The 17,127-nt window shown below is 49.2% G+C and carries 18 protein-coding genes and 1 riboswitch; of the genes, 8 read left to right on the top strand and 10 right to left on the bottom strand.

Annotated features, from left to right (window positions below):
• Nucleotides 1–91: 91 nt before the first annotated feature.
• Complete coding sequence (locus tag H8L47_RS03225) at nucleotides 92–1,600, bottom strand: leucyl aminopeptidase (RefSeq protein WP_186951778.1); 1,509 nt, start codon at nucleotides 1,598–1,600, stop codon at nucleotides 92–94.
• 50 nt (nucleotides 1,601–1,650) lie between these two features.
• Here H8L47_RS03225 and lptF point away from each other — a divergent pair, with 50 nt between their 5' ends.
• The 4 genes from lptF (at nucleotide 1,651) to H8L47_RS03205 (ending at nucleotide 5,132) form a co-directional block, all read left to right on the top strand.
• Nucleotides 1,651–2,784, top strand: coding sequence for an LPS export ABC transporter permease LptF (gene lptF / locus H8L47_RS03220; protein WP_186951777.1), 1,134 nt, complete (start codon nucleotides 1,651–1,653; stop codon nucleotides 2,782–2,784).
• Nucleotides 2,781–3,914 carry an LPS export ABC transporter permease LptG gene (gene lptG / locus H8L47_RS03215; RefSeq protein WP_186951776.1) on the top strand — a complete coding sequence of 378 codons (1,134 nt, stop codon included), beginning with the start codon at nucleotides 2,781–2,783 and terminating at the stop codon, nucleotides 3,912–3,914. Before lptF ends, lptG begins: the two co-directional genes overlap by 4 nt.
• Nucleotides 3,914–4,285, top strand: coding sequence for a sirohydrochlorin chelatase (locus H8L47_RS03210; RefSeq protein ID WP_186951775.1), 372 nt, complete (start codon nucleotides 3,914–3,916; stop codon nucleotides 4,283–4,285). The genes lptG and H8L47_RS03210 overlap by 1 nt, the downstream gene beginning before the upstream one ends.
• A 79-nt stretch (nucleotides 4,286–4,364) precedes the next feature.
• Entirely contained in the window at nucleotides 4,365–5,132 is a 768-nt protein-coding gene (locus tag H8L47_RS03205; RefSeq protein WP_186951774.1) for a substrate-binding periplasmic protein, read from the top strand.
• Between the two features lie 18 nt (nucleotides 5,133–5,150).
• Here H8L47_RS03205 and cobA read toward each other — a convergent pair whose 3' ends face one another.
• Genes cobA through H8L47_RS03170 form a run of 7 tightly spaced genes read right to left on the bottom strand, consistent with a single transcriptional unit; the run spans nucleotide 5,151 to nucleotide 11,919 of the window.
• Nucleotides 5,151–5,873, bottom strand: a complete 723-nt coding sequence (gene cobA, locus H8L47_RS03200) for a uroporphyrinogen-III C-methyltransferase (protein ID WP_186951773.1) — start codon at nucleotides 5,871–5,873, stop codon at nucleotides 5,151–5,153.
• Between the two features lie 3 nt (nucleotides 5,874–5,876).
• Complete coding sequence (locus tag H8L47_RS03195) at nucleotides 5,877–7,193, bottom strand: sulfate adenylyltransferase subunit 1 (RefSeq protein WP_186951772.1); 1,317 nt, start codon at nucleotides 7,191–7,193, stop codon at nucleotides 5,877–5,879.
• Nucleotides 7,193–8,128 carry a sulfate adenylyltransferase subunit CysD gene (gene cysD / locus H8L47_RS03190; protein ID WP_186951771.1) on the bottom strand — a complete coding sequence of 312 codons (936 nt, stop codon included), beginning with the start codon at nucleotides 8,126–8,128 and terminating at the stop codon, nucleotides 7,193–7,195. The genes H8L47_RS03195 and cysD overlap by 1 nt, the downstream gene beginning before the upstream one ends.
• A gap of 12 nt (nucleotides 8,129–8,140) precedes the next feature.
• The gene (locus H8L47_RS03185; protein WP_186951770.1) at nucleotides 8,141–8,854 is read right to left on the bottom strand and encodes a phosphoadenylyl-sulfate reductase; all 714 of its coding nucleotides are present in this window, start codon (nucleotides 8,852–8,854) and stop codon (nucleotides 8,141–8,143) included.
• Nucleotides 8,851–9,372, bottom strand: a complete 522-nt coding sequence (locus H8L47_RS03180) for a DUF934 domain-containing protein (RefSeq protein WP_186951769.1) — start codon at nucleotides 9,370–9,372, stop codon at nucleotides 8,851–8,853. The genes H8L47_RS03185 and H8L47_RS03180 overlap by 4 nt, the downstream gene beginning before the upstream one ends.
• 17 nt (nucleotides 9,373–9,389) lie before the next feature.
• Nucleotides 9,390–11,096: a nitrite/sulfite reductase gene (locus H8L47_RS03175; RefSeq protein ID WP_186951768.1), complete on the bottom strand. Its 1,707-nt coding sequence runs from the start codon at nucleotides 11,094–11,096 to the stop codon at nucleotides 9,390–9,392.
• Between the two features lie 49 nt (nucleotides 11,097–11,145).
• Entirely contained in the window at nucleotides 11,146–11,919 is a 774-nt protein-coding gene (locus H8L47_RS03170) for a sulfite exporter TauE/SafE family protein (RefSeq protein ID WP_186951767.1), read from the bottom strand.
• Nucleotides 11,920–12,458: 539 nt separating this feature from the next.
• Nucleotides 12,459–12,650: riboswitch (FMN riboswitch) on the top strand.
• A 108-nt stretch (nucleotides 12,651–12,758) separates the two neighbouring features.
• Here H8L47_RS03170 and ribB point away from each other — a divergent pair.
• The 3 genes from ribB to H8L47_RS03155 all read left to right on the top strand — a co-directional run bounded on the left by ribB (nucleotide 12,759) and on the right by H8L47_RS03155 (nucleotide 14,949).
• Complete coding sequence (ribB, locus tag H8L47_RS03165; RefSeq protein ID WP_186951766.1) at nucleotides 12,759–13,451, top strand: 3,4-dihydroxy-2-butanone-4-phosphate synthase; 693 nt, start codon at nucleotides 12,759–12,761, stop codon at nucleotides 13,449–13,451.
• Nucleotides 13,452–13,496: 45 nt separating this feature from the next.
• Nucleotides 13,497–13,700 (top strand): hypothetical protein, encoded by a 204-nt coding sequence (locus tag H8L47_RS03160; protein WP_222616377.1) that lies wholly within the window; start codon nucleotides 13,497–13,499, stop codon nucleotides 13,698–13,700.
• A 325-nt stretch (nucleotides 13,701–14,025) separates the two neighbouring features.
• On the top strand, nucleotides 14,026–14,949 hold the full coding sequence (locus H8L47_RS03155; protein ID WP_186951764.1) for a methyltransferase domain-containing protein: 924 nt from the start codon (nucleotides 14,026–14,028) through the stop codon (nucleotides 14,947–14,949).
• A 123-nt stretch (nucleotides 14,950–15,072) separates the two neighbouring features.
• Here the strand turns inward: H8L47_RS03155 and yiaA are convergent, their stop codons facing one another.
• Nucleotides 15,073–15,516 (bottom strand): inner membrane protein YiaA, encoded by a 444-nt coding sequence (yiaA, locus tag H8L47_RS03150; protein ID WP_186951763.1) that lies wholly within the window; start codon nucleotides 15,514–15,516, stop codon nucleotides 15,073–15,075.
• 350 nt (nucleotides 15,517–15,866) lie between these two features.
• Here yiaA and H8L47_RS03145 point away from each other — a divergent pair, with 350 nt between their 5' ends.
• Nucleotides 15,867–16,718: a peptidylprolyl isomerase gene (locus tag H8L47_RS03145; RefSeq protein ID WP_230413556.1), complete on the top strand. Its 852-nt coding sequence runs from the start codon at nucleotides 15,867–15,869 to the stop codon at nucleotides 16,716–16,718.
• A gap of 51 nt (nucleotides 16,719–16,769) precedes the next feature.
• On the opposite strand, the gene H8L47_RS03140 is transcribed toward H8L47_RS03145, so the two are convergent.
• A complete protein-coding gene (locus H8L47_RS03140; RefSeq protein ID WP_186951761.1) occupies nucleotides 16,770–17,102 on the bottom strand; it encodes a hypothetical protein in 333 nt (110 codons plus the stop codon).
• Nucleotides 17,103–17,127: the final 25 nt, after the last annotated feature.

The following is a 17,127-nucleotide window of genomic DNA, read 5'->3' as shown; positions in this document are numbered from 1 at the left end:
CATGGCGACCTGTTGCTGGCTAATAGCTTACTTAGGATAAAAAAAGCGTGCACCGCAATTGCAGTGCACGCTCTGATCTTGAAACTGCTACTTAGCCTGCGCGATTGATCAGGAAAGTTGTCAGCAAAGGTACAGGACGGCCAGTGGAGCCCTTAGCTGCACCGGACTTCCAGGCTGTACCAGCGATATCCAGATGGGCCCAGGTGTATTTCTTGGTGTAGCGCTCAAGGAAGCAGGCTGCCGTGATACTGCCGCCGGCTGGGCCGCCAATATTTGCCATGTCCGCAAAATTGGACTTCAGTTGCTCGTTATAAGCTTCTTCGATAGGCATGCGCCATGCGGTATCACCGGTTTGCTTGCCTGCTGCCAGCAATTCTGCTGCCAGTTGGTCATGCGCTTCATCATGACGGGTGAACAGGCCTGAGTTATGGTGGCCCAGGGAAGTCACGCAAGCACCTGTCAGTGTCGCTACGTCAACCACGGCTGCTGGTTTGAAACGTTCTGCATATGTCAATGCGTCACACAGGATCAGACGGCCTTCGGCATCCGTATTCAGGATTTCGATAGTCTGGCCAGACATGGAAGTGACGATATCGCCAGGACGGGTGGCACTGCCGGAAGGCATGTTTTCGCAAGTTGGGATGACGGCGATGACGTTCAGCTTCAGTTTCATTTCACCGATGGCGCGCATGGTGCCCAGTACAGAAGCTGCACCACCCATGTCGTATTTCATCTCATCCATACCAGCGCCAGCTTTCAACGAGATACCGCCGGAGTCAAAGGTAATGCCTTTGCCGACCAGAACAACTGGTGCGTCCTTGACTTTGCCACCATTGTGCTTGAGCACGATGAACTTCGGTGGTTCTACCGTGCCATTGGTGACGGACAGGAAACTACCCATTTTGAGGGCTTGTATCTGTTTGCGGTCCAGCACTTCAGCGACCATTTTATAGTCGGTAGCAATTTTCTTGGCGGTATTGGCCAGATGAGTAGGCGTGCAGAAATTAGGTGGCAGATTGCCCAGTTCTTTGGTCAGATCCATGCCATTGGCCAGGGCCACACTTTGTGCTAATGCATTCTTTGCAGCTGTTGCATCAGTAGCGGCAACGGCAATTGCCACTTTCTTGACGCCAGATGTGGATGTTTCTTTCTTGCTCTTCAGACCATCAGCGCGGAAGATGCTTTCGCGGAAAGCCACAACTGTGCTGCGTATGGACCAACCCAGATCGCGGTCTTTGACTTCTGGCAGGGCGATAACGGCATCGTTCGCACCCAAGCCAGCCAATGTACGTGCAGCAGCCTGTACAGCCTGGTTATAGGCTTTTTCGCTGACAGCAGCGGCTTCTTCACCCAAACCCACCAGTAAAACGCGCTCTGCAGCGACATCGGCGAGTTTGCGCAACAGCAGGGAGGTACCCGCTTTGCCGGTAATATCGCCAGATTTCAGGGCTGCAGCGATGTCGCCAGACTTGTCCAGACCTGCTGCAGAGGCAGAAAGTTTCTTGTTTTCATACACGCCAACTACGATACAGCCTGTCTTAATTGCTTTATGGGCAGTCGAGGCACTTTTTGCGTCGATTGTTTTTATGCTAAAGTCCACGTATTACTCCTCTTTGTAAGTCTCGTAAAACAGACATTATAATCCTACTCATGATTTTTCAGCGCGCGCTTCGACGTGAATTAAACAGTGCCGCAGGCGCAGTCTTCACAACTCTGTTCACCATCACGATTTCCGTGATGCTTATTAAAATCCTTGGAAATGCGGCAGGAGGCAAAGTTGCGTCTGCTGATGTGGTCGCTCTGATAGGCTTCACGGCATTGATGAATATGCATATATTGCTGCTGCTGACCGGTTTTATATCGGTCTTGTTGGTAGTGACGCGTAGTTATCAGGATTCTGAAATGGTGGTCTGGTTTGCTTCAGGCCTGAGCCTGACACAATGGATATCCCCTGTATTGCGCTTTGGTGGCCCTCTCATCATACTCACAGGTTTGTTGAGTTTTATCGTCACTCCCTGGGCCAATCAGCAAAACGTGGAATTTCGTGAACGGTTCGAAAAACGTTCGGATATTGCCAAGGTTGCACCGGGTAAGTTCCAGGAGTCTGCCTCATCTGATCGCATTTTCTTTGTGGAAGAAGTGGCTGGTGACCTCAGTAAAGTACAAAATATTTTCATTAATACCTATAAAGACGGTCGTTCCAGCATCGTCGTTGCACGGGAAGGCATGGTCGAAATCGACAAGGCAGGTGACAAGTTTCTGGTCATGAGCAAGGGACGGCGGTATGATGGTTTGCCGACAGCGCCTGATTTCCAGATGATGCAGTTTGAGAAATACGGGGTGCTGGTGTCCAGCCAGAATGCCAGCGTGACTGGTGACAAGTCTGCCAAGTCCATGCCATTGACGGCTTTGGTAGAAAATCTTGATAGCACCAAGTTAGGTGAATTGCTGTGGCGCATTTCCCTGCCGGTCATGTGTGCGGTGTTATTGATGTTGGCGATCCCTTTGGGTTATGTCAATCCACGTGTAGGTCGTTCAGCCAATTTGATCGTCGCCTTGTTGCTGGTCGTGATTTATCTATCTGTGACAAACATCCTGCAGGCTCTGGTAGTACAGGAACGCAGCAGTTTTGCTATGGCATGGTGGCCACATCATTTATTCGTGGCTTTAATGACTCTCAGCATGTTTTTATGGCGTTTGAAAGTAAATAGCCGCTGGCATCCTTTAATATTGTGGTCACGCTGCAAATCGAGTTTCCGCGCTAAGGAAAAGTGTTCAGCATGAAAATTTTACAAAGATATTTTGGCGTTGAAATTCTGCGCGCCGTTCTGTTTGTCATGTTGGCTTTGTTGGCTTTGTTCTCTTTCTTTGACCTGGTCAGTGAATTGCAGTCTTCAGTCAACAAAGGTGGTTATCAGCTCAAACATGCCGTGCTGTATGTGTTTCTGGGCTGGCCTGGGTATATCTATGAGTTCATGCCTATCGCAGTCCTGATAGGGACGATTTATGTGTTGGCGCAATTTGCTTCCAATTCTGAATTTACCATCATGCGCGCCTCCAGCATGTCTACCATGATGGCTGGTATGATCTTGGTGAAGATAGGCATGGTTTTCGTGGTGTTGACATTTTTGTTTGGTGAAGTCATTTCGCCCATCTCCAGCAAGCTGGCAGAAAAAATGAAACTCAGTGCCATAGGAGAATCGCTGGCGCAGGAATTTCGTACTGGCCTGTGGACCAAGGATCTGGTACGTGAAAACGGTTTGACTGGTGATGTCATAGGCTCGCGCTTTTTGAACGTCAAAGAGGTTTTGCCTAATCGTCATTTGAAGAGTGTCAAAATATTTGAATTTGATAAGAACTTTCATTTGTCGCGAGAAATGACCGCGACTGGTGCCGAGTACCTGGGTAACAACACCTGGCGCTTATCCGATGTCATAGAAACCTCTTTTCCCAAAACGCTCACGAGTGAAGATATCGCTGCTGTTAAGAGCCAGAAGCTGGCAAGCCGTGATGTCGTTTCAGAGGTCACGCCAGATATTTTATCCGTGCTGTTTGCAGATCCTGATCGTATGTCAGCAACTGATCTGGCGGCATTTACCAAGCACCTTGCCGACAATAAACAGGATAGTGAACGTTATGAAATTGCCTTCTGGAAAAAGGTTACCTACCCATTTGCTGTGCTTGTCATGATGGCACTGGCCTTGCCATTTGCTTATCTGCATGTACGGAGTGGCGGTGTCAGTTTCAAAATTTTCAGCGGGATCATGATAGGCATGGTGTTTTATCTCACCAACGCCCTTTTTTCACATGTAGGTTTGCTCAACACTTGGCCGGCGCCGGTGACTGCACTGGTGCCCAGCGTCTTGTTTTTGGTGATCGCTGCGTTAGGTTTGCGTTATGTTGAAAGAAATTGATGGCAAATAAATCCGCCTTAATCCTGTTTGCTCATGGTGCCCGCGATCCGCGCTGGGCCACGCCTTTTCAGCGCTTGCAGGCGATGACACAGGCCAGCTTGCCGGATGTTACCGTGGCACTCGCTTTTCTGGAGTTCATGACACCTTCCTTGCCAGAGTTGGCTGCGCAACTGGTTGCTGATGGTTGTGAGAACATTACTCTTGCACCGGTGTTTCTGGGGCAGGGGGGGCATGTCCTGCGGGATTTGCCAGTGCTCGCAGAGGAAATTCGGGCAGCTCATCCAGGTTTGCAATTTAAGACTGTAAGTGCGGTGGGTGAAGATGAGGCTGTTTTGAAGGCCATACGCGACTATTGTTTGAAACTGTTGTAATACTCGAATGAATACGGGCAGAGTGCGAGTATTGAGATTACACTCTACAACAACACGGTTTTGGAATACTGATGAAAGTATGTCTCAACTGAAAAAAATGATCTCATTTGCTTTGCTGGCTCTGCTGGTTGCATTGTCGACAATGCCGGCGTACGCTGGACAGGTACTGGTCGTTGGCACCGAATTTGCCAACGTATTTGAGCGCAACCCAAGCGGTGAATTTACGGGCCTGGGTGCCGACATTGTTCGTATGCTGGCCAGGCAAAATGGCGATGAAGTCAAATTCGAAATCTACCCTTGGGCCAGAGCCCAGTGGATGGTTGAAAATGAGCAGGCACATATACTAATAGGCCCTTACAAGACGCCAGAAAGAGAAGCCAAATACGTCTTTGCCAAACGTGCTTTTTATCGCGATGTTATGGCCTTATACATACGTAAGGGTTCAGATGTGAGTTGGGACGGTAATTATGCAAGTTTGCATGGTCCTCGTCTTGGTGTCATCAACGGCTGGGTATATGGATCACAGTTTGAAAGCCAGCGTTCTACCATCAAGCCTGTTGTAGCCAACACCTTGACCAATGGTTTGAACATGCTGATAGCAAAGCGGGTGGATTTCCTTGCTACCAATATGCGTAATACTGAAGCCATCATCAAGACCATGGGCATCAGCAATGAGATGCAAATGATAGAGCCCTTCATGGATATGCAGGATGGCTATCTGGCCTACTGCAAAAATGCTAGTTGCGAGAATTTGCGCCTTCGCTACGACGAATTGTACGAACAATTAAGGGATGGTGGTGCCTTGCAATTAATGGCACGCAGGCTAGGAGTGAGGTTGCCTCCGTAATTTCTCCAGACCACCGTCTTAGGGTAGCTTGGTAGTGCGTTTCCGCATTGCTTCACCCATCATCACCAACACTGGTCCTGTACTGATAGGCAAGCCTTTGGATAATTCTCTCAAACTCAAAGCCTGACTGCATTCATTGGGGCGACTGCAATTTTCTATGATGATCACAGGTAAGTCGCCTGGAAAGTTGGCTGCCAGCATGCGCTGAGCCGTCAGCGTGGCTTCTCTGCCGCCCATATACTGCACCAGTGTATCGCATTCAGGTATGCGGGTATCAGCGCTTTCGCCTGGGGCTGTACTTGAGGTGAACAGGGCAACGCTGCGCGCCACTCCGCGCTTGGTCAACGGTTGCCGCACACTGGCTGCCGCTGCCAGTGCCGTTGTGATGCCGGGTACGATTTCATAGGCGATGCCTGCCGACTCGAGTGCAGTCAGCTCTTCGTCGGCACGGCCAAATAGCATGGGGTCACCACCTTTGAGCCTAACCACCACCGCATATTGCGCCGCACATTCCAGCATTTGCTGATTGATATGTTCTTGCGCAGCGGAGCGTTGTCCACTGCGTTTGCCAACTGAGATTTGGACTGCTTGCGGACACAGTTCCAGCATTTCTGCCGTGACCAGGGCGTCATATAAGACCACGTCTGCCTGTGCGAGCAGGCGGGCACCACGTACTGTAATCAGGTCGGCGGCACCCGGGCCTGCGCCTATCAGATAAACCTTGCCCGGAGTTTGTTGCATAACTCAGACCAGATGTATCATGCCGGCTGCCACGGTCTGATGTGTTACTTCATCAATGAGAATGAATGCACCAGTAGAGCGCAAATCTTTATAGTCATCAACTGCCAGCGCCTGAGCTACATTCAAGGTGACCGTGGCGATATCATTGAGCTTGAGGACGTCGGCAGGGCGGCGCTCTTGCGTATTGATATCTAGCAGGGTATCAATGCCAGTGACTCTTGCAGCGACTTGTCTGGTGGTATGCTTGAGCCAGTATTTGCGACGGATATCCAGTGCATCTTCTGACAGCCAGCACAAATCAGCTTTCACGGTTTTCAACAGGGTAGCCGGGCGGTCTGCGCCTACCAGCATATCGCCGCGTGAAATATCGACATACTCATCCAGCAAGATCGTCACTGACTGACCGACAACGGCAGTATCCAGCGAAGTATCCAGCGTTAAAATATCTTTGACCGTGGCAGTCTGGCCGCCAGGTTGCACCAGCAGTTTATCGCCCTTGCTGACCTTGCCTGCCTCAATACGGCCCATATAGCCTCGGAAGTCATTCGCTTCATGACCATTGTGGCGAGCTACCAGTTGCACCGGGAAGCGGAAAGGTTCGTCATGGCAGGCGTCGTACACGCTTAATGACTCCAGCAATTCGATCAGCGTCGGGCCTTTGTACCATGCCAGTTTTTCGCTGGCAGTCACCACATTGTCACCCGCCAGGGCAGACAGCGGGATAGGGCGTATATCTTTCAAGCCCAGTTGATCTGCAAATTCCTGATAGGCACCGACGATGCGTTCATACACGGTCTGGTCATAGGCGATCAGATCCATTTTGTTGACGGCGACGATCACATGCTCAATCTGCAGCAGATGGGCAATGGTCGAATGGCGTTTGGTTTGCGTCAGCAAATCGACACTGCCATCGTCATTCAGTTTGACCTTGGAGACGTCAATCAAAATAATCACTGCATCTGCAGTTGACGCGCCAGTCACCATATTGCGCGTGTATTGCTCATGGCCCGGTGTGTCGGCAATGATGAATTTGCGTTTAGGCGTGGCGAAATAGCGATAGGCAACGTCGATAGTGATGCCTTGTTCGCGCTCTGCTTCCAGGCCATCAGTCAGCAGCGACAAGTCTATCGTGTCACCAACGGTGCGCTTGTGTTTGGCGCGCGAGATGGCATCAAGCTGGTCAGCAAAAATACCCTTGCTGTCAAACAGCAGGCGACCGATCAAGGTGCTTTTGCCATCATCGACTGAACCGGCCGTGATGAAGCGCAACAGGCCACGTTCTTTACCGACTGCGGCAGTCAATTGTTCTACGGCGTTCATTAGAAATATCCTTCTTTCTTACGTTTTTCCATCGATGCTTCTGATGTCTGGTCATCCATGCGTGTGGCGCCACGTTCTGTAATTTGGGTAATTGCGGTTTCAGCGATGATGGCTTCGACAGTAGCAGCGTCAGAATACACGGGGCAAGTGCAAGAGATATCACCCACAGTACGGAAGCGCACGATCTGTGTTTCTACCGTTTCACCCTCGCGTGGTGGCGTCAGGTCCGTCAGTGGCACCAGCAAGCCATTGCGCGGGATGACCTGGCGTTCATGAGCAAAATAAATCTGTGGCAGTTCCAATTTTTCGCGGGCGATGTATTGCCAGACGTCGAGCTCGGTCCAATTGGAAATCGGGAAGACGCGCATGTTTTCACCAGCGTGGACGCGTGTGTTATACAAGTCCCATAATTCCGGGCGTTGTGCTTTCGGGTTCCATTGACCAAACTCATCACGGAAAGAGAATATCCTTTCTTTGGCGCGGGCTTTTTCTTCATCGCGACGGGCACCACCTATGCAGGCATCAAACTTATGCTCGGCAATGGTTTCCAGCAAGGTCACGGCTTGTGCTGCATTGCGTGAATCGGTTGCCGGATTGCGCAGGCGTACTGTGCCACGGCGTATCGATTCTTCTACAGAACCGACGATCAGGCGCTCACCCAACTGGGCAACACGCTTATCGCGGAAGGCGATGACTTCAGGGAAGTTATGACCAGTATCGATATGCACCAACGGGAAAGGGAATTTGCCCGGGCGGAAAGCCTTTTCTGCCAGGCGCAGCAAGACGATGGAGTCTTTGCCGCCGGAAAACAGCAGTGCAGGGTTGCTGCATTCAGCCGCGACTTCACGCATGATATGGATGGCTTCGGATTCCAGCCAATCCAGGTGGCGATTGCTCGCAGCATCAATAAAATGGTTTTCCACGACAGTATTCATGATTTTTCTTCTTCAGACAGCTTGTTTAATTCGGATCAGCTTGCCATCAACCACATGCAGGCCGCATTCCTTGGAATCGGGGTTTTCCCACCACCATCGCCCAGCCCTAACATCTTCACCTTGCTGTATCGCACGGGTGCAGGGTTCACAGCCTATCGATGGATATCCTTTGTCGTGCAAAGGATTGTAAGGCACATTGTTGCTTCTGAGATAGTGCCAGACATCATCTTCTGACCAATCTGCCAAAGGATTAAACTTTTGCAGACCATGTGTTGCATCATCTTCCTGTATCGCCAGTTCAGTACGTGTAGCAGACTGTGCGCGACGCTGGCCAGTTACCCAGGCCTTGTTGCCTGCCAGCGCACGTTTCAGCGGCTCTACCTTGCGTATGCGGCAGCATTCCTTGCGCATTTCCACGCTGTCGTAAAACGCATTCTTACCATGCTCGCTGACATAATTTTCTACAGCGGCAGCATCAGGCTTGAACAGCTTGATTTCTGTGCCATAGGTTTCTTTGACTTTATCGAGCATGCCCAGTGTTTCTGCATGCAGGCGTCCGGTTTCCAGCGAGAAAATCGTGATATTCAATTTCTTGCGCAAGATCAGGTCAGTCAACACCATATCTTCTGCCGCCAGGCTGGAAGCGAATACTGCTGGTTCAAAGTCGTCAGCGATTCTTTCCAATATAGCCTGTGTTGCGGCAAGGCGCTCCAGAAAATCACTCATGCTTCAGCCCCTGTGCGCTCTGCGCGGCGGAACAAGGGGTTTTTCTCATCCCAGGAAGTCTGGTATTTTTCAGAAAAATCAGTCAGACCCTTGATTGCGTCTTGGATATTCTTGTCTTCCCGTGTGGCAAAGGCATTGAAACCGACGCGCTGCATGTAAAACAACTGGTCGCGCAAGACATCACCGATGGCGCGCAATTCGCCAGTGAAATTAAGGCGTGAGCGCAGGTTATAGGCAATTGAATAGCCACGGCCATCTGCGAATTTAGGGAAGTCGACTGCCAGCAGGCTAAAGCGGCTGATATCTTCTTTCAATTCTTTTGCCTGCTCATCGCTGCTGAACCAGACGGCGATGTCAGTACGGTTCAACAGGCTTTCGCGTTGCAGCAACCATACCTTCAAGGGGATGATGACTTTGCCTGTGGGTACACTTACAGCGTCTGGTGTTTCATTCTCTGTCAGGCGCAATACTGTCCAGTCGTCGGCTACGATGGCTTTGTCTTTAATAATTTCTCGCATGATGCACTTTCTTAATTTCAGTAGCTGACAGCTGTACCGGCGTCTTCGCCATGATGCTCATTGGTACGTATCGGCGTTGCATACACAAATTCTTTGAATGGCGCGATACCCAGGCGCTGTGCCGTATCGATGAAGCGCTCATTTTCCAGGCGGTCACGCACATATACTTGAATGATGCGGTCTATCACTTCCGGCATTTGTCCGGCAGCAAAAGACGGGCCTATGATCTTGCCTATGGCTGCGCTATTACCTTGCGCGCCACCGATCGACACCTGGTAAAACTCGCTGCCATCTTTGTCCACACCCAGAATGCCGATATTACCGACATGGTGGTGGCCGCAGGCATTGATACAGCCAGACATATTCAGTTCTATGTCGCCGATATCATGCAAGTAATCAAGGTCGTTGAATCGGTCGGTGATATCCAGCGCGATAGGGATGGATTTGGCATTGGCCAGTGCGCAGAAATCACCGCCTGGGCAGCAGATCATGTCGGTCAGTAAACCGATATTCGGTGTCGCCAGACCATGGGCCTTGGCTTCTTGCCAGACGGTGAACAAGTCTGCGACTTTGACATCTGCCAACACCAGATTTTGCTCATGTGTGACGCGCAATTCACCAAAGCTGTATTGATCAGCCAGGTTGGCAATAAAGTCCAGTTGTTCAGAACTGGCATCACCCGGCGGCACACCTGGTTTTTTCAGCGACAGCACCACTGCAGCATAGCCAGCAACTTTATGTGGTTTGACATTGCGCTTGACCCAGTTGGCAAAGGATTTATTGTCTTGTAAATGTTGTTCGTAAGCAGCATGTTGCGCAGGCAGGTTTTCATAGTCTGGCGTAGTGAAATAACTGGCGACGCGTTTCAATTCCGCTTCTGTCAAAGTGGCTGGGCCATCCTTGATATCTTGCCATTCTTCTTCAACCTGGCGGGCGAAGTCTTCAGCACCTATGGCTTTTACCAGAATCTTGATGCGTGCTTTATAGATATTGTCGCGGCGACCGTATTGGTTATAGATACGCAGTATCGCTTCTAGATAAGTCATGACATGCTGCCATGGCAAGAATTCGCGTATCACGCTACCCAGGATAGGGGTACGGCCCATGCCACCACCCACCATGACTTTGAAGCCAACTTCGCCAGCTTCATTGTGTACCACGGTCAGGCCAATATCATGCACTGCAATCGCGGCACGGTCTTCTTTGGCACCATTAATGGCGATCTTGAATTTACGCGGCAAATAGGCGAATTCAGGATGGAAGGTAGTCCATTGGCGTAGGATTTCTGCATAGGCACGTGGATCTATCACTTCATCGGCAGCGACGCCAGCAAATTCATCAGACGTAATATTGCGCATGCAATTGCCCGAAGTCTGGATAGCGTGCATTTCTACTGATGCCAGTTCTTCCAGTATGTCAGGTGTATCTTCCAGATTGATCCAGTTGTACTGGATATTCTGGCGGGTCGTAAAGTGACCATAGCCACGATCATATTTGCGGGCAATATGGGCAAACTTGCGTACCTGATTCGATGACAGCATGCCATAAGGCACTGCCACCCGCAGCATATAGGCATGACGTTGCATGTACAGACCGTTTTGCAGGCGCAAAATACGGAATTCATCCTCACTCAATTCATTCGAGAGTCGGCGGCTAACCTGGTCGCGGAATTGTGCAATACGTTCCTTGATGATTTGGTGATCGTGCTGGTCGTAACGATACATCTTTAATTACCCATAAAATGCGTGTGTAAGTACGCGATTGCAAACAGATTCAAAGAACTAGCTTGGCAGCAACCAAAGTCAGGGTGGTTGCCAACAGGCCACGTAAAAATTTCTCAGGTACGGCACGGGCGGCCAGGGAGCCCAAAGTAATACCAGGCAAAGAACCTATCAGCAGGCTGCCCAGCAAGACCCAGTCTATCGAACCCAGCCACCAGTGGCCGAAAGCAGCAATGGCTGTCAGAGGTACAGCATAGGCGATATCCGTACCGGCGATATGGGCGGCAGACATGCGTGGATACAGCATGACCAGCAAAGTCGCACCAATCGCACCGGCGCCGATGGATGAAATGGTCACCAGCGTTCCCAGTACTGCGCCAGAGATGAGCGTAGCAGCCGCCAGTTTTTTGCCTTGCAATTGTTTTTCTGGATGCTTGTTCAGCCAGTTCAGCATCTTGCCTTTAAACAGCAAGGCAACCACAGTGAGCAAGACAGAAATTGCAATGGAGTAACGTATGATCTGGCCAATTTCTTTATCCAGTGCACCAAAATTCTTGAGGAACAAGGTGGTAACTACAGCCGCTGGCAGGGCGCCGTAACACAGCAAGCGCACCACATGCCATTCAACCGTGCCGCGCAATCTATGGGTAAAAGTACCTGCGGCCTTGGTAATCGATGCAAAGGCGAGATCGGTGCCCACCGCCACTGTTGGTGATACACCAAACATCAGAGTAAGCAGGGGGGTCATTAGCGAGCCACCACCTACACCGGTCAAACCGACCAGGGTGCCCACTGCAAATCCCGAAAATATATAGGTTAACGTCATATCGCCTCGCGCAAAGTAAGTGCATCGTAATGAATTCAGGCTTTATTCCAAACTACTTAGTATTCATTTGCTTATATACGTAATTGATATATGCAAAATCGCTGGACTGATATTGTCTTTAGTTTAATTCGTAAAATCAGAATAAATTATTTTAAATATAATTAATGCAAGAAAACTTGCACATTTGATGTTTTTTTATCAATCATGGTGCCATGACAGGAATTTGTATTTCTGATCCGTAAATATGCTGGTGTGAAGAAGCTGGAAATGCCCTTGAAAACAAGAATAGATGTTGCTATGCAGAAATGCGATTTAAATCAGACAATATTTTTAACAATTCTTTTGTGGATATAAGTTTTCTGCATAAAGAAATATTTGCGGAGATGTATTTTTTCATTCTAAAGACCAAGCCTGATGATACTTATGGCATAAAGAAATCGTATTGTTTGAAATCTGGTAATGATTTAAGGGCTTTGAGCTTGCCCAAACAGTAATGTTATTTTTGCGTATAATTCATTTGCCGAATAACTCGGCAGGTTGTACGTCTTCAGGGCGGGGTGTAATTCCCCACCGGCGGTAAATGCACAGGATTGCTTTGGTAATTTTCGTGCACAAGCCCGCGAGCGCTTGCAGTAAAAACGGTTGCAGTAAGTTTGCAGCAGTTTGCAAGGTCAGCAGATCTGGTGTGATTCCAGGGCCGACGGTCATAGTCCGGATGAGAGAAGATGCGCCTTACACTAAACTCCTATGGTGAAGACCATGGGCGTTCGTCTTTGGCTATTCGTTTTTTACTCCCTGAAACGTCTTTTGCACATTTACTTTTGCCGGAGCGTTTCATTATGTTGAATACTATTAGTAATACTAGTACCACTGTTCCATCCCCCACTTCCGCTCAGCCGGAATTATTATCCCTTAGTCCTTTTGATCAGCGCCTGTCCAGGGCCTTGGCAGACCTGCGTAATGGCCGTCCTGTATTACTTATGGATGACTTTGACAGGGAAAATGAGGCAGACCTCATCGTCGCCGCCGAAAAAATCACGGTCGAATCCATGGCCAGGCTGATCCGCGATTGCAGTGGCATCGTCTGTCTGTGCCTGACAGATGACAGGCTGCAGCAACTCGATTTACCGCCAATGGTCAGCCACAATGAAAGCCGTTATGGCACAGCTTTCACGGTATCGATAGAAGCCAAGCAAGGCGTGACGACTGGTGTTTCTGCGGCTGACCGTGTCACCACTATCCTGACAGCTATCGCACCTGATGCCCAGCCTGAGCACTTGGCACGCCCTGGTCATGTCTTCCCTTTGCGTGCCGCACCCGGCGGCGTACTCAGTCGACGTGGTCATACAGAAGGCTCGGTTGATCTGGCTACCATGGCGGGCTTATCACCAGCAGCTGTATTGTGTGAATTGATGAACCCGGACGGCAGTATGGCCAAAGGTGGGCAAATCATAGAATATGCCGTGACGCACGATATCGTGATACTGACTATCGATGAACTTGCCAGCTACAGGGCATCAGCCGCAGTGTAGTATCCTTGAGCTATATTGATAAAAAGAGTGTTGAGGGTGATGACCATGAGCATATTCAGAAAGTTTTTGTTGCTGAGCATGTTATTAGTTGTCACTCTGAGTACTGCCGAGCCAGCATCCTGGTATAAATGGCGTAGTAAACTCAATGCTCATGTCACTTGTTCCCAGACTTCGCCAGGCGAGGGATGGGAGCAATTGGCGCAAGCTTATCTGGATGCCCGTTGCGAGCGGCCAAGGCAAGTCAGATAGATCACAATCAAACTCCTTCAACCCAGACCTGCTTCTCAAATTTTGTTACTTGTTTTTCAAAACAAGTATTGCGTATATTCGTTTCTTTGCATAAAGTTAATTTGCGGACATATTGCATGCGTCACTCTTTACTATAAGCAAGAATTGACGCAGATTCCTTATTCACCTCCGTGTTTCACTTCCTTATAACCTAAGGATAATCAGTTTCTTAGACCCTGCGCTCGACAAATTGGAAAATTTGCGTGTTGTTGGCGAAAAAATTGACTGTCCTGTTGAAACTTCAGATGGCAGCCACATGATGAAACCAGGAAATGAAGGAGTGAACATGTTGATAGAACGTGAGGCAGAGAGCTGCTACCTCGGACAGTTTATCCCCCTGCAATACCATCACAATATGCTGATGGATTTGAATCGCATGGATAATTTCAAGGCGGCGATACGACGCCAGGTATTTGAAGGAGCAAAAGTCCTGGAGTTGGGTGGTGGGACTGGCGTACTTTCCTGGTTTGCAGCGCAGGCTGCGGCCAAAGTCTATTGCGTAGAATTCAATCCTGATATGGTCGATGAAGCGCGTCGCTTGCTGGCCATGAATCGCTACGGTGATAAAGTCGAAGTCATACACGCAGACGCTTTTGAATACTTGCCACCAGAACCTGTGGACATCGTTATTTGCGAAATGATACACGTGGCTATGCTGCGTGAAAAACAGGTAGAAGTCATAGAAAACTTTAAGAAACGCTATGTGGCAAAGTTTGGTGGTCCCTTGCCATTGTTCATTCCAGAAGCTGTTGTCATGGCAGTGCAGCCACTACAACAAACCTATGATTTTTCTGGCTACCAGGCACCGATCATTCAATTCCAGCAACCAGGTGCATTTTCTGCTGACACCGTCGAACTGGCGCAACCAGCCTTGTACAGCATTATCGATTTTAGTCAGCCCAATGACATGCACATCAAATGGGAAGGCAGTTTTACAGTGGAAAAAGCGGGCACAGTCAGCGCCTTGCGTTTTGTGACCAAGAATATTCTGGCAGTGCTGATGGAATCTTCTTCCACCATAGACTGGCTGAATCACTATATGGCACTTCCACTGGCCCAGCCAGTGACCGTGAAGGAGGGGGATCTATTGCAGGTCAGCTTCCAATATCGTGCTGGTGCTTCTATTTCTTCATTGCAAAATGCCATGCGTGTAGAGGTGAAATCCACTGCAGCTGTACGTGCCGGGCATTTGTCGCTGGCTTATGGTTGACTAATTCTGTTGGGCAATAAAAAAGAGCCTGTATTTGTTTGCTCAAATACAGGCTCTTTTGTTTAATGTCACGCAGATATGATGGTCACAAATTTGTCTGTGACTTGCTCATCGGCATGAGTCTCACTTCTTTTCATACTCATCATGCATGGGCATGGTATCGCCATCTGGCTTGAGCAAATTGATGTCACGAATATTTTTCTGTACCGCAACTGCAGCGAACAGGCTCAGCAAGAATGACATGGCAAAGAAGCCTTTTTCACTCCAGTCCAGTGTGGCATTGAATAAGCCTACACCCAGCAACAGGATGGATAAACCCAATGACAACCAGCACAAGCCAAAATAAATACCAGTGACGGGGATGCCTTCAAGTTTGTCGCGCACTGATTTTTGCAGGGATACGGCAGCAAATAAACCGTACATCAGTATGGTGAAGTAATAACCTTTTTCATTTAACTGCATCGCGGCATTCCAGACGCCTGCAAGATAGGTGCCTCCACCTATAAACAATGCTGCCCAGGATGCGCCTACAAATGCACCGGTTGGTGCTTGAAGTTGAGGTTTCAAACAAGGACTCCTTGATGTAAAAGATTGAAACAGGTTGTACCGGATTTGCCAGCTTTTTGCAATATTACAAATTAAAAAAACCAATAAATAAAGTCTTGTCTACGATTGACTTAATTATGTAGATATATTTAAGGTATATGGACAAAGCTATGTCATTCGAGTAAGGTCTGCCATTCTTGCCGACGCGGCAATTGCTTATCAGATTTTTTTTGCTTGTTGATGCCTGCTAATGAAGCAGTTCTTAACTTTGTGAGCTTGTGCCACTTTAATGGAGTTAAATAATGTCTTTTCGTTTTACTGCAATATCATCTGGAATATCCTTGGCCTCGTGTGTGGCTGCAGGTTTGCTTTTGTCAGCCACAGCCCAGGCAGCGCAGGCGTCCAAGTTCAATCTTGGTGATCTCGTCAAAAACTCCAGTGCAACCGACTGGCGTCCTCTGAATCCTGAGAATACTCTGTATCTGGAATTGCCAAAAGGCCGTGTCGTGATAGAGTTGGCACCAGATTTTTCCCCTAATCATGCGCAAAACATCAAGGCATTGGTGAGAGAGGGTTATTTTGATGGATTGGCCATCGTGCGCTCACAAGAAAATTATGTCGCACAATGGGCTGACCCTGATGAAAAACGCAAGGTGAAAACTGCCAAGCGCAAACTTGATGGCGAATTTACTGTCAAATATGCCTCCAATCTGCCATTCACTCGGCTACCTGATGTTGATGGCTATGCGCCCCAAGCCGGGCATGCGAATGGCTTTCCTGCCGGACGTGACCCCAAGGCGGGTACTGCCTGGCTAGCCCATTGTTACGCCACTGTAGGCGTTGCTCGCGGCACTGAAGCGAATAGTGGTGATGGCACATCCTTGTATGTGGTAACCGGCCATGCACCAAGGCAGCTGGACAGAAATATCACCGTCGTTGGACGAGTCATGCAAGGCATGGAGTTGTTAACGACCCTGCCACGGGGCACTGGCCCATTGGGCTTTTATGAAAAAGCCGATGAACGTACGCCCATAAAGGCCATGAAAGTGGCCGTCGATGTGCCAGAAGCTGAACGAAGCAAGCTGGAAATCATACGCACTGATACAGTCACATTCAAGTCTATCGTCGATGCGCAACGAAACCGTGGCGGCGACTGGTACAAGGTGCCAGCGGGCCATATAGATCTGTGCAATGTGCCATTGCCCGTACGTCCGCAAAAGTAAGTCGCAAACCTTGAGCGCGACCCTGTGAAATTTGGGCCTGTGCTCGGTGTGTCAGGTGTTGTCTGTGGATTGCTTTGCTTTTGCTGATAAGGTAGCGATATCAATGCCGTTTCTCATTGCCTCCAAGCCAGGCGGCTCGGCATTGAACCAAAGCCAGCCAGTATCGGTTGCGCCATTATTGAGGCTCCATTGCTTGAATTCACCCGTGATGAAGACACTTGTAAATCCAATGGCAAGAACAAAGATCATGAAAGCGGCAGAATATAATGCCATGGTCAACAAGGAAGTATCGGGGAAGGCGCTGTGCGAAAAGATCATCAGCAATCCCATAATCAGCAGGATGCAGACGCATAGCTTGAGAATAGTAATACGCAATTGGGACATCTCGGTTCTCCGGTAAAAGGATCAA

This window comes from Undibacterium umbellatum (assembly GCF_014284125.1).
Taxonomy (GTDB): Bacteria; Pseudomonadota; Gammaproteobacteria; order Burkholderiales; family Burkholderiaceae_D; genus Undibacterium; species Undibacterium umbellatum.
Note: the sequence above shows the minus strand (reverse complement) of the source record. Positions and strands in the feature narration are given on the sequence as shown.